The organism is Mesorhizobium sp. M7A.F.Ca.AU.001.01.1.1, assembly GCF_004022735.1.
Taxonomy (GTDB): Bacteria; Pseudomonadota; Alphaproteobacteria; order Rhizobiales; family Rhizobiaceae; genus Mesorhizobium; species Mesorhizobium ciceri.
In genome coordinates this window covers 1-12,890 of record NZ_RZPF01000088.1, presented here as the reverse complement: position 1 = coordinate 12,890, position 12,890 = coordinate 1, and the positions used below count along the sequence as shown (strand labels likewise).

10 protein-coding genes and 3 pseudogenes are annotated in these 12,890 nt (G+C 57.2%); 10 read left to right on the top strand and 3 right to left on the bottom strand.

The window, feature by feature from the left end:
- From EN884_RS08065 to EN884_RS08025, 9 genes and pseudogenes are all read left to right on the top strand, one after another.
- Window positions 1–703: aminotransferase class III-fold pyridoxal phosphate-dependent enzyme (locus EN884_RS08065; protein ID WP_128360521.1), on the top strand; the 703-nt coding region annotated here is incomplete at its 5' end.
- A 225-nt stretch (window positions 704–928) separates the two neighbouring features.
- On the top strand, window positions 929–2,389 hold the full coding sequence (locus EN884_RS08060; protein WP_063169351.1) for an aldehyde dehydrogenase family protein: 1,461 nt from the start codon (window positions 929–931) through the stop codon (window positions 2,387–2,389).
- 328 nt (window positions 2,390–2,717) lie between these two features.
- The gene (locus tag EN884_RS08055) at window positions 2,718–3,086 is read left to right on the top strand and encodes a GNAT family N-acetyltransferase (protein WP_063169352.1); all 369 of its coding nucleotides are present in this window, start codon (window positions 2,718–2,720) and stop codon (window positions 3,084–3,086) included.
- Window positions 3,064–3,531, top strand: coding sequence for a transporter substrate-binding domain-containing protein (locus EN884_RS39405; protein ID WP_224571101.1), 468 nt, complete (start codon window positions 3,064–3,066; stop codon window positions 3,529–3,531). Before EN884_RS08055 ends, EN884_RS39405 begins: the two co-directional genes overlap by 23 nt.
- A gap of 756 nt (window positions 3,532–4,287) precedes the next feature.
- Window positions 4,288–5,481, top strand: a pseudogene (locus tag EN884_RS08045) (IS256 family transposase).
- 986 nt (window positions 5,482–6,467) lie between these two features.
- Window positions 6,468–6,911 carry an aspartate 1-decarboxylase gene (gene panD / locus EN884_RS08040; RefSeq protein ID WP_063169354.1) on the top strand — a complete coding sequence of 148 codons (444 nt, stop codon included), beginning with the start codon at window positions 6,468–6,470 and terminating at the stop codon, window positions 6,909–6,911.
- 313 nt (window positions 6,912–7,224) lie between these two features.
- Window positions 7,225–8,493: an acetyl-CoA carboxylase biotin carboxylase subunit family protein gene (locus EN884_RS08035; protein ID WP_082826583.1), complete on the top strand. Its 1,269-nt coding sequence runs from the start codon at window positions 7,225–7,227 to the stop codon at window positions 8,491–8,493.
- 81 nt (window positions 8,494–8,574) lie between these two features.
- Window positions 8,575–9,744: a Xaa-Pro peptidase family protein gene (locus tag EN884_RS08030; protein ID WP_063169356.1), complete on the top strand. Its 1,170-nt coding sequence runs from the start codon at window positions 8,575–8,577 to the stop codon at window positions 9,742–9,744.
- A 117-nt stretch (window positions 9,745–9,861) separates the two neighbouring features.
- Window positions 9,862–10,092, top strand: a pseudogene (locus EN884_RS08025) (IS3 family transposase); the annotation flags it as partial.
- A 142-nt stretch (window positions 10,093–10,234) separates the two neighbouring features.
- Here the strand turns inward: EN884_RS08025 and EN884_RS08020 are convergent.
- Complete coding sequence (locus EN884_RS08020) at window positions 10,235–10,675, bottom strand: GNAT family N-acetyltransferase (protein WP_158515807.1); 441 nt, start codon at window positions 10,673–10,675, stop codon at window positions 10,235–10,237.
- 476 nt (window positions 10,676–11,151) lie between these two features.
- A complete protein-coding gene (locus tag EN884_RS08015) occupies window positions 11,152–12,081 on the bottom strand; it encodes a 2-oxoglutarate and iron-dependent oxygenase domain-containing protein (RefSeq protein WP_063170383.1) in 930 nt (309 codons plus the stop codon).
- 456 nt (window positions 12,082–12,537) lie between these two features.
- Here EN884_RS08015 and EN884_RS39400 point away from each other — a divergent pair.
- A pseudogene (locus EN884_RS39400) lies at window positions 12,538–12,681 on the top strand (transposase); the annotation flags it as partial.
- Between the two features lie 81 nt (window positions 12,682–12,762).
- On the opposite strand, the gene EN884_RS08010 reads toward EN884_RS39400, so the two are convergent.
- Window positions 12,763–12,890: GMC oxidoreductase (locus tag EN884_RS08010; protein WP_144289770.1), on the bottom strand; the 128-nt coding region annotated here is incomplete at its 5' end.

Genomic DNA, 12,890 nt, shown 5'->3' with positions numbered 1-12,890 from the left:
CGACAAACCTGCCGCGGTGATCCTGGAAGGGATCCAAGGTGAAGGCGGCATCAATGCTGCGAGCGTTACGTGGCTGCAACGGCTGCGCGAGCTAACGTCGCGGCACGGAATCTTGATGATCCTCGATGACATCCAGGCCGGGGTCGGTCGCGCGGGCAGTTTCTTCAGTTTCGAAGCGGCTGCAATTGTGCCGGACATCGTTACCCTGTCCAAATCTTTGTCGGCGATCGGAACCCCAATGGCCCTTATTCTCATCAAGCCTGAACTTGATGTCTGGGCCCCGGGCGCACACACCGGGACCTTCAGAGGCAACAACTATGCTTTCGTCACTGCTCGTGCGGCCCTCGAAGCTTACTGGTCCGACTCCAAGTTCGAGGATGAGATCGCTCGCAAGTCTGCGATCTTGGTCCAAGAACTCAACGCGATTACCGAGGAATTCCCCACCCTCGGCCTGAGCGTGCGAGGCCGCGGTCTGATGTACGGACTCGTTTCACCGAAGCACCACTCCTTGCCAGGTCTGGTCTCCCAGGAGGCTTTTCGTCGGGGCTTGGTGATCGAGATCGCCGGCTCATACGGTGAGGTGCTTAAGTTCATGACTGCCCTCACCATCGCCGAGGCTGACCTTCGGCGTGGTCTGTCCATCATTCGCGACAGCATTGGCGCAGTAGCGACTACCCTCGACGGTGGAGGCGCGGCTCGCTAGCCGACAAAGCACCGGGCCACTAGCAGGTCCAAAATCGGGCCGCTCGCAGTCACGGAACGGGAAGGCCGTTCCGTGGCATGTGGCAGTGGGCGAACTCGGAGCGGCTGAACGGCAGACTAGGGCTTTCACTGCCGGACCGATACCACGGTTGCCGTTCTTCCTGCGGCGCCGACCACTGTCGCTGCGCCAATTCGAAGAAAATCGAGCGATAAGAAAGAGGACTGGATGGCCAGCAACGACGTAGTCAAAAATTATATCGATGGCGAGTGGCGGGATTCTGTGTCCGGCACACGCATCGAGGTCGATGACCCGGCGAGCGCCGAAACGATTGCTGTCGTAGCTGAAGCAGGACCCCAAGACATCGAGCTTGCCGTTACTGCTGCTCACCGCGTTTTTCGCGACCGCGTGCTGATAGACATGCATCCGTATGATCGCGGTCGCATGTTGTTTCGCGTTGCCGACGCCCTTGAAGCGCGTTTCGACGAGATCGCAGCCATTAACTGCGCGGAGACGGGGAAGGCATTGGAACTTGCCGATGGCGAGGTTCAGACCGCCATCAGATACCTGCGATACTATGGTGGCTTGGCCGACAAACTTGAAGGGCGCTCGATCCCGCGCGGGGCCAACCTGGTCAACTACACAGTCAGAAGTCCCTTCGGCGTGTCCGCCCAGATCGTTCCGTGGAATGGTCCACTTGAACTGACGGCCCGCTCGCTGGCCTGCGCCATCGCAACCGGCAACTCAGTCGTGGTGAAGTCGCCGGAACTAGCTCCCCTTTCCGGAGTTGAACTTGCGCGTGCCTGTGAGACAGCGGGGCTGCCTGCCGGAGCGGTCAACGTGCTCACTGGATACGGCCAAACGGCAGGCCAGGCGCTGATCGAACATCCCGACGTTCGCCACATCGTCTTCACGGGCTCGATTACTACTGGGCGGACGGTGCTCAAGACGGCAGCGGATCGGATCGTGCCCTGCATAATGGAACTGGGCGGAAAGTCGGCTGCAGTTGTGTATTCCGATGCCGACCTCGACTGCGTTGTGGAAGCGGTACGCGTCGGGACCTTTCTGAATGCAGGCCAGAATTGCAACAACCTTACACGTCTTATTGTGGAACGTTCTATTGCAGACAAACTGGTGGAAAGAGTGAGGGTCTGCGTCGAAGGACTGTCGGTCGGTCCAGGACGCGAAAACTGCGACATCACCCCGTTGATCTCCCGAAACCAACGACAAGGAGTTGAGCGGGCCTGCCAGACGGCCCTCTCGCAGGGCGCGCGACTCGTAACCGGCGGGACTGCGCTTTCGGAGCGGAGCGGTTACTTTATGGCGGCCACGGTGTTTGCCGATGTCGCGCGAGACAGCAATCTCTTCCAGCAAGAAGTATTCGGTCCTGTTCTTGCCGTTACCACGTTCGATAATCCGGGAATGGCCGTCAATCTCGCGAACGACACCGTTCACGGTCTGGCAGCGGGCGTGTTCACGCGGGATATTGACCGGGCCCTCTGGACCGCCGACCGCCTTTGGGCCGGTCAAGTGTACGTGAATGGGTGGTATGTGGGCGGGGTGGAAACACCGTTCGGTGGGATAAACCAGTCCGGCTACGGCAGGGAGAAGGGTCAGGAAGCGCTGGACGGCTACGTTCAGACGAGAAACGTTGGTATCCGCCTCTCGCAGCCACCATCTGGAAATTGAACGCTTGCTGATCCCTACCGACGGCGCGGCTGTCGGGCGATGCAGGATTCAATGACCTCGACCAAATCGAAATAAGCCCGGCGAGAGAATCCGTATCGGAGGTCATCGAGAACAACTCTAATCATAGGATTTTTGGCTGCGGACGGGCTTTACCCACCACGGACATGTAGGAGCGCATTGCCTAGCCCGCTGCGTGGGTCGCATGGGTCAGGAGAGGATCACAGTGCTTCAGAGACAATTGAGATTCGCAGAGCTGCCGCCGAAGATTTCGACAAGTTGGCAATGTTGAACCGCGAGTTGATCGAGGCCGAGAAGCATCGAAACCCCGATGACGGTTTCAGAACTCAAGGAGCGGTTTATTCAGTTGGTGAATCGCGAAATTTGGATGGTCGACCTCTTCAGCCAGAACGGCGAGATTGTGGGCCTCGCCACTCATCGTTTGGAGCCAGACAATGCGGAGCCGAGTGGGCAACGCGTCTTTTTGAGGCAATTCTACGTCAGCTGCCAACACCGACGTTCGGAGATTGGCTGCAGGACCCTTGAGCTGCTTATTCGGTCTCGTTTCCACAACAAATCAAGGATTTTCCTCGACGTGCTGGAGACCAATCCTGGCCGCAAGACCTTCTGGTCTCACACCGGTTTTGTCGCCTACAGCACGCTCATGGAGCGTCTCGTTGAAAAAGCGGACACCAAATAACCTGCGGTGCTGGGAATTAATTTGGGGATCGGATTGTCTGGCATTTGCGTGCGTCGCGCAAAAACACGAGAATAGAATCGAGCCGGTCGTAACCGAATGGGGCTCACTTGTCCCCGGCCTGCAGGCTAGCCGCTTCGACTTCATCACGGCCGGCATGTGGATCAAGCCGGAGCGCTGCCGCAACGTGCTGTTCAGCGAACCGATCGCTACGGAGAGAGGCGCACTGCTGGTGCCTAAGGGCAACCCGGAAGGGCTGCATTCTTATGAGGATGTGCGTGACAAGGGACTCACCTTCGTCAGTGATACAGGCTACACCGCGGTCCAGGACGCGAAAAAGTCAGGCATCGCCGACGACAAAATCATGCAGGTCGCCGGACCGCCGGCGGACAGGCTGTCGCGCCGCCGCCGGTGCCCTCGACTACTTTACAGCGACTGGACTTGTTAAGAAGGACCACAGCCTTGAGCTGGCCGATTCGTTCATCGCGCCAGCCAACTATCCTGCTATCGCCTTCGAGCTCAACGAGCAGGCTGCGGTCGACGCGTTCAATGCCGTATGCAGGACTATGTTGGCTCTGGCGAAATGATGGCAGTATTCGGCAAATACGGCTACGGCAAAGACAACCTGCGGACGGCAGCAAGACCGCTGACCTCTGCAGAGGCTGAAGGCAATGTGCCTTAACACGTCCCCGGTCATGGCGGGGACGTGTTCAGTGGGCAAGCGTCTGTGAGGCGATTTCAGGTCCACCGTGGCGGTGCTCACAAGACGCGCCTCATTGCCTGAAACAAACACATCTACACTTCATCGGGTGCGCACATGTGAGCGTCGCGGCCCACAATACGACGGCCAATATGCGGGCTGGCTCACCTGCCACATCAGGCAACTGCGCAAGCAAATCCCCTGACGTGTGCCGGAACGAGAAGCAGGAGAATACTGTGGAAATCAGAGTTGTACGCCCGGGCGACCTTTCTCAATTGCGCAAGATTTGTGACGAACACATCGACTTGGAAGGGGTGACAATAGCGGACCAGGACCTGAGTCCTTATTGGAACTCGGCGTTTTTTGGAACACCTGCCCAGTTGTTCGGTTGGGTTTGTGATGAAGGAGGGTGTGTGCTGACAGTTCTGCAAATTCGCTGAGAGAGGGCGGTCATGGCAGGCTGGTGATTGTTCACGTCACCGATTCCCGCGAAGGAACGCCACCATGACCAAGATTGAAAGTAAGACCGGCAGCGCTGCCATCAAAGACATTCTGCTTTCGGACCCGGACGGACTTCACGAAGTGATCCGTGCGGTGATGCAGGAGGTACTCGAGGCCGAGATGGACGAGGCGCTGGGGGCTTCGAAGAGCGAGCGCACACCTGAGCGGCTCGGCTACCGCTCGGGTTATTACGGCCGCACCCTTGTCACGCGGGTCGGCAAGCTTGAGCTGCGGGTTCCGCAGGACCGGGCCGGCCGCTTCTCGACCGAGCTTCTCGAGCGTTACCAGCGTTCGGAGCGGGCCTTGGTGGCGACGCTTGCGGAGATGTATGTGCAGGGCGTGTCGACCCGCAAGGTCAAGGCGATCACGGAAGAGCTGTGCGGCCATGCGTTCTCGGCCTCGTCGATCTCGGCCATCAACAAGCGGCTGGACGAGAGCCTCGCTGCCTTTGCCAGGCGCCCCCTTCAAGAGCCGTTTCCTTACCTCATCCTCGATGCGCGCTAAGAGAAGGTGCGTGAGGCCGGCGTCGTCATGAGCCAGGCGGTGCTGATCGCTGTCGGCATCGACTGGGACGGCCGGCGCCAGATCCTGGCCGTCGAGATGGCCAATCGCGAAAGCCGCTCGGCCTGGAGGGATTTCCTCGTCGCGCTGAAGGCGCGCAGCCCCAAGGGCGTCGAGCTGGTTGTCTCCGCCAATCATGCCGGCCTGGTCGCGGCGATCGGCGAGGTGATCCCCGAAGCCGCCTGGCAGCGCTGCTACGTCCACTTCCTCAGGAACGCGCTCGATCACCTGCCGAGAAAGCACGGCGCCGACTGCCTGCAGGACTTGCGCTGGCTCTAATGACCGGCGCGATCTCGCCGAGGCCAAGGCCGATCTCGCCGCATGGCTGTCCAAATGGTCGGGCCGCTATCCGCGACTGACGAGTTGGGTGGAGGAGACCATCGAGCGCACGCTGACCTTCTTTTGCCTGCCGCGCCAGCATCACAAGCATCTCAAGAGCACCAACATGCTTGAACGGCACAATGAGGAAATCCGCCGGCGCACCAATGTCATGCGCATCTTCCCCAATGAAAGCTGCCTGCGCCTCGTCAGGGCGCTGGCTGCGAGACCAACGAGAACTGGATGGAGGCCAACCGCTACATCAACATGGACGATCTGCGCGAGCACAAGAAGCTCGCTCTACGCCAAGCCGCATGACCAGCATCGTGGCCGCCCCATTTTGCAGAACTTGACGCACACAACCTGAAGGAGGTAAGCGTCATGACAACTCTTAGAGGATACATGACCGCGTCGATCCGGCTTTTCCTTGTTGGTCAGGGGCGATCCTCGGGTACGCCTCCGGCGAGGGCCGCCTTGCGCGATCATGGCACGGTAGCGAGGCTGGGCTCTTAAGGTCGTCCTTAGGAGCGTAAGCCCCGCGACCATCCCATCGCTGAAAACAAACCCTTGATCAGCGGGCGCCCGACGGACCGCCTCTGTCGTCGTGGCGCTCCCATGAAGAACCTGGCCCATAGTGCATCCTTTGATTCGGAAGATAAGGATGCCCCATCAAAACCTGAGATCAAACATTTAGGCAGGCCTCGACTGGGACAAGTAAAACGGCCGCATTCGAGGCATGAGGCTGCACGCGTCTAAGATCCGAACAGCCAATACCCGAGCGTCCTCGACATCCCCGCCGCCAGAAGTCAACGATGCCCAGATCGGCCGCACGACCACCAGCAGAAGGGCGCCACCTCAACCCGTCCTACACTCAACATTTTGTCGCGTCCGCGACGTGCCTTCTTGATCCGATCCGTGGTCTGCTCACCTAAATAGCTGAAAGAGATCACGCATTTCTGTTTCCGGCCTGATTAGCCAGTTTGGCACGAGGTTTGCAACTTTGTGTGCGATCCAGTTGAACGGGCCGATTGGCACAGTCACCTGAAATCACAACTAATTAAAGGAACGGAACATGTCGGAACTGTATCGGATGGCATTACCAATGGGGGACAGCCGGCCGGCAATGCCTCCGCCCACCACAACCAGCCTTCGCCTGACTGTCTCGTGCTGGCCACGCCAGAGTAATCAATTTTGTCCTAAGAACCACAATACGACAAATCGCAGAACGTCCATCCATCCATCCTGAAACCAAGACACAGCAATCGCTTGTCGACGCAGTGTCCCACCGCCGAGAGGAAATGTAGATGAGAAAATTTGTTGCCGCCAAGCTTCATGGAATAACTGTGACCGACGCGAATTTGAACTACCGGGGCTCAATAACTTTGGATCCAGATCACTGCGACGAAGCCGGCATCCTTCCAATGGAATTCGTTGAAATCTGGAATAAATCATCGGGCGCTCGAATCAGCACTTACGTGATTTATGGAGAGCGGGGTTCTCGTTGCTGCGTGCTGAACGGAGCCGCTGCTCGCACCTGTCAGGTCGGGGACGAAATAATCGTTTGCTCCTCCGCATACATCGAGGAGCATCAGATGGTGGAGATCAAGCCGCGAGTGCTGACTTTCCACCGGGATAATTCTATCTGCGACCACATGTTCTACGAGGGTGCAATAGACGACGATGGAAGGATAACGTTCTCGATTCGCGAGGGCTCTCCCGGCGATAACGCGCTAAAACTCACTCCCTAGTAGGGCCTTTCGGTGACAGCTCGTGGCGCCGGGTCCCGGTCAAGGGCGTACTCGTCCCCAGTACTCTGGTACGCGATACAGTGCATTATCCCACTCGGCCACTATTCGGTCAGTTGCCATCAAGCCCAATCGGTTCTGCCCAGATCTGGGAAGACGATTTTGCTGCGCCAAAGGCAACTTCAGCTTCAGCCAGCGGCTGCGGGTAGAGGCGACCAATTTCACGGAATGTTTGGCCTTGGATCGTTGTCTTTAAGTCTGAGGTCCACGATGGCAAAACGACCTATCGACAAAAACGCAGAGTGGAGAACAGCCAATGTCAAGGAAAGCTCTCATCCTGGTTGAAGGCCATGCAAGAGGTAATGGAATACGATACATCCACGCGGCCCGGCGTCTTGGCTTTCATCCAATTACACTATCAGTTGATCCAACACAGTACGAGTATCTTGCGGCGGAAAGAAGCGAGGCAATCCGTGTCGATACAACCAATCTTGATACCTTGATTCGCGAATGTTCCAGGCTGCGTGAGACCAATGACATCGCTGGTATCACGGGCTTCTCGGGCATCGACGAGTCGGTCTATGCAACCGTTGGCAAACTATGTCGGCATTTCGACTTACCGGGACCCAACCCCGAATTGATTGAACGATGCTGTGACAAATTCTCTCAGCGCCAGCTACTTGCGGAAGCCGGAGTTCCGATACCCGCTTATCGCATGGCGCTGAATGTGGCAGAAGTAGAAAGCGCTGTCGCGGAGATCGGCTTTCCCGTAATTGTTAAGCCGGCAATCGGCAGCGGTAGCATCGGTGTCCGATTGTGCCGCAACGCCGATGAGTTAGCTGACCACACGACCTATCTGTTGGGTGGGAAGCACATCTGGCCGTCTTCGCCGAGGATATTGGTTGAGGAATTCGCGCGCGGCCCTTTTTATAGCGTGGAGATAATGGGCAATGAGGTTATTGGGATTGTCGCCGTTGATTTCGGCCCCCCACCGCATTTCGTCTTCCGTGAAACGACCTTCCCGGCCCCGCTTGCGGAAGACGATCATGACCGTATCGTTGATGTTTCGCTGAGGTGCTTGCAAGCTCTTGGCCTTAATTGGGGGCCAACGAACATCGAGCTCCGGTTGACTAATCATGGCCCGGTTGTAATCGAAGTGAATCCGCGTCTTGCTGGTGCGCTTGAGCCTGAACTGGTCCAACTGGCGAGCGGTGTCGATCTGGTCACCGAGCACATCAAGCTTGTCGTCGGCGAGGAATGGGATTTGCGCAGAAGGCATTTGCAGACCGCAGCCGCGCGGTTCCTAGTTGCTGATTGCGACGGCACCCTCGATTGGATCGATGGCGGCAGTCAGGCGATCGCGGTACCAGGTGTCGCTGAAATCAAATTGTATGTTGAACCCAACGCGCCGATCTTCAGGAAAGGCGATTTTCGAGACTGGATAGGACATGTCGTCGCCGTTTCACCCAGCCTTGCTCAGACCGAAGCGATACTCCAACGAGCTGTCGACTTAATCGCTTGGTCTATCACACCGCCGTCGGGCGAACAGGAGCGATCTGCAGCCCCACGACTCCCCCCCAACTGAGAGGTGATCCGTCGCCAGCATAAGAACTCTTACCCGCAATAGCTCGCCTTGTTGTCAAAAGCATAGCTGGAGTTCAAACTTATGAATATATCCAAGGGACCCCAGGCATTCCCTAGAAGTGAATACCTTCGCCGGCTCGGCTCGGTGAAGTTCGAAATGGGTCGGTGCGATATCGACGCGCTCGTCGTTTCCGACCAACATAACATTACCTATCTCACGGGGTACACCGCGCTATCAGCCTATGTTCCTCAGGCCGTTGTGGTTTCGATACGAGAAGAGGAACCGACGTTCATTCTGCGCCGCTGTGATGCGCCGGCAGCCATTCATCAATGTTTTATGGAGCGCGACAAAATCGTCGCATACCCCGAAGCGTATATTGGAAATCCTGACAAGGATGGCTATGACGCGGTAGTCGATTACTTGGAGGACGTCGGCCTCGCGAGTCGAGGCATAGGAATCGAGCTATGCTGCCTTCCATCGCAATCGGCGAAAAAGTTTAGGATGCGCCTGCCTGGTGCCACGATCGTCGATGCTACTAAGGCGGTCACTTGGAAAAGGCTCATCAAGTCAGATCTCGAGATAGCTGTAATGCGGGAGGCGGCGGCAATCTCAGACGCCGCGATTCGACGCGCTGCTGAGGTAATACGCCCCGGGGTGCGTGAAGCAGACGCGTGCGCGGAAATTGTGGCAACGTTGGTGCGCGGCGCAAACGGTAAGCCAGGAAGCGGGATCGAGGGAATAAGTTTGTGTTCATCACCGCGAACGGGAACGTGCCACATTCCGTGGAGCGAGGACGTTTTTCGCTATGGATCGCAGGTGAATCTCGAAATCGGCGGTGCGCGATATGGTTACTGTGCTGGGCTTATGCGCACTTACACGATCGGCTCACCCTCCGATCGTCTACGTCGCGTGCATGAGATCCAAGTCGCCGGCCTTGAGGTCGCTCTTGATGCGATACGGCCAGGAGCGACTTGCAGCGATGTTGCCAACGCCTTCAATCGCAGCATCGAGAAGCGGGGCCTCAAAAAGGAGACGCGTTGCGGCTATGCACACGGCATTGGTTGGTTGGAGCCGACCGCAAGCCTTAAGGATGGCGATATGACAGAGTTGCTACCAAACATGACCTTTCACCTGATGTTAGGTAATTGGATCGAGGAGGATTTTGGATACGTCATCAGCGAAACGTTCCGTGTCACAGACTCCGGCGTCGAGGTACTGACCACTGCTCCCCGGAAGATTTTTGAGATCTAAATTAGAATATGGCTTGTCATAACGACAGCGCGGACGTCCGGAATAGATCTTGCCGGTCGACGAGATGTCGCCTACCTTGTTGAAGTGCGGACGGCGAGCGGCGGTCGGCATGCGGGGCCGATCCGTGTCGAGGCGAAGCCGAACGCACGCTGGTCGCTGTACGACCAGTTCTCCTGCGGCCGATCAACTCGTCGACGACGTGACGCGCGAATGCCTTACGCGATTCCGGACACAGATCTCTGGTCGCCGCGTTGCTCGCGAACTGACGACCTGATCGCCCAGCGCGGCAAGCCCGGCATGATCGTCGCAGACCACCGCACGGAGTTTACCTCGAACACGGTCCTTGCCTGATCAATGGATCATCGCGCCGAAAATACATTCCGCTGCAAGCCCATGTGCGCAACATAAATGGCTGCACCTCTAGTCTACTCGCCACTGTTTAAAAGACTGGGGCAGGTCAATGCGCTTTCGTTACGACCTCAGAGCAAGTCTACAGGTCATAGTAGTAGGTAAGGTATGGACTCAATTTACCGATCTTGTCATAGAGCGCCCGCGCATGATAATTTGATCTGTCCGTATTCCAATAGATTCTCAGCCAGCCTTGGTCGCGACCGTAGGAGGCCAGATTCGTGAGCATGGCTTGGCCAATCCCCTGGCGCCGCGAAGACTCGTCGACATAGAGATCTGCGAGAAAACAGACCGGACGATCGCTAAGAGTATACGGGTGAATGACAAAGGTAGCAAAACCTATGGTAACGCCAGTTGCTGAGACCGCGATCAGCGCGTTAATCGGTTCGTCTGGGCGCTCGATGCGCCGCCAGATCCTATCTGTCGCCTGTTCTGATGAATTGAGACCTTGGTCGGCGCAATATGCGTACCAAAGGGACCGCCATGCATCGCGGTCGGCAGTGCCTGCGAGACGAATCTCCATGAGGGGCGGGCTCCGGCTGAGAATGGGCTCCAGGGCGCGAGGTGTTCGGCCTGAAAGGTTGACGGCTTGCGATAACTGCCACCGGCCCGCAAGACGTGCAGCACGCGACCGCCGGGTGTTATAAGATCTTTCCGCCTGTGACGGCGTCGTGGTCGCGCTGGAACTGGTTCCCGGGAGCTCGGTTCGCGATACGTCAAGCGCGAGTTGGGCGAGCGTTATCATGGGATCAAGTTCCCTCAGGTTTTCCCGCAGCACGTTTGCGACAGCGGTGCAGATCTAGTGCGATCTTTCCCTGCGACCACACGATGCAAACAATCTGACACCATAGGTGCATTCATCCCGAAGCGGGCTTCCGACCGCCGCGCTACACGCGCGACGGCGGGACAATCTAGCGGATGCGAGAGTTCTTCCAGCTTACCACGGAGATCTGCACCGCGTCGGCGCCATAATTGCGCATGCTTTAGAAAAGCAGACAATCATTGCAGTTCGCGCGCGCGTCCGGCGCCATTCCCAGTCACCCATATTGACTCAACGTTGCGCAGCATCATTTCTACAACACTAACTTGCTGCCCTTGTCGCGAAGTCAGGCGAGCGTCGATCTCGGGATAAATAAAGAAGGGCAGCGAAATTCGATCAGTCGGACCACTATGCACGACCTGGTGGGGCGTACTCTTGAAGCGGCCGTCGCTCAAGACCTGAAGGAGGTCGCCCAGATTGACTACGAGACTATCGGGCAGGCTCGGCACCGGCATCCATCGACCGCGGAACCACACCTGCAAGGAACGCAGGGGGAGTTCCTCTTGCAGCAGCAGCGTGAAGAAGCCATGATCCGTGTGCTTTGCGCAAGTGCCGCCGCGAGCTGGATACCGTATCACGCGTTGCCCAAGCGTCGGCGTGCTGAAATGGCGTTGGAACCATGCCTCTTCCATACCTATCAGGTCCGCCAGCGCATCCCCGATCTGGGGGACAATCCCGGCGAGCACGGTAGCCTGCAAAGCAAGCAGGTTTCTTGCGAAGCCAGGAGCCAAGGCTTCATCCGGAAGGCGCGTGCGGCCGGAGAACGGACGCCGGTCGCCTTCGTTCTCAATTCCGAGGTCGAATACCTCCTTTGGATCGAAGCCGGCCTCAGGATGTAGCATTTCGCCGTGTAAAGGACTGTATCCACGGGCGGCAGTGGGGTACACGTCCTGAAAGGCGTGCCCGTAGCGTTCCTTAACCGACTGTGGCAATGCGAAGAATCGCCGGGAAGCCTCAATGGCTTGCGCGATCTGTTCCCCGGGGATGCCGTGCTCGACAAGGTAGAAGAACCCGTATTCCTGGCATGCCATTTGCAGGCGCTGGCGCTCGTCACGTCGCGTTGCATCGTCTCTCAATTTCGAAAGTGAAATTTTCGGCAGCGTGGTCATAGTCAATCCCCTTTTTGGGCGCTTAAGTTGATTAGTGTTTGCCGCGGCTCTCAAAGTCGACAGTTCCTTGGATGTGGGCAACGCGCCGTCTCTTCCAATAATAACGAAAGTCGACATGATGTCCCATTCTAAGGCTAAGCCGATGGCTGGGCGGTGATTCCGTCTTAGCAATTGATCTCTAGCGCTTCCTGGTGAAGATAACAACGATTTGTATGTTAATATAGTTGTATATATTGTTACATCCGTCGCGGTTAGTTTAACATTATCACGGCCAAGATACTAAGAGCGATTTACAATTCTGAATTGCTTTATGACTTCCAGGCTCAATCCAGACCAGCGCCGACCTCCGGGTTTCATGGCAGGATCGGCCATCTCGAAGAGCTCTATGACGCGAGGTATCGCCAGCTACCTGAGCTCGTCCATCACACACGCCGTCCCGGACGATGGCCGAATGGCAGAAACCGACCGCTCGAAATTTTCCTATCCCATAGTCTTTTTCGACGCTATCCGGGTCGAGCGGTCAAGCTCAGGGACGAAGACTTCGTTCGCAAAAAAGCCATCTACATCGGGTTCGGCGTTCTGCCTGGCGGCACCAAGGAGCACATGAGCTGAGGAAGCGCTTGTCGACGTTATCCGCCGTCTCGACGAGACGACTAGCCGAGCAGCAAAGCAGGCAGCGATTTAGCTCCGTCTGCCGTCTCTCAAGGTTGTGTCGGCCAATTTCTCAGCCACCATAATCGTCGGAATGTTTGTGTTCGCCCGAGGGCAAAATGGCATGACGGAAGCGTCGGCGATCCTCAAACCCAAAA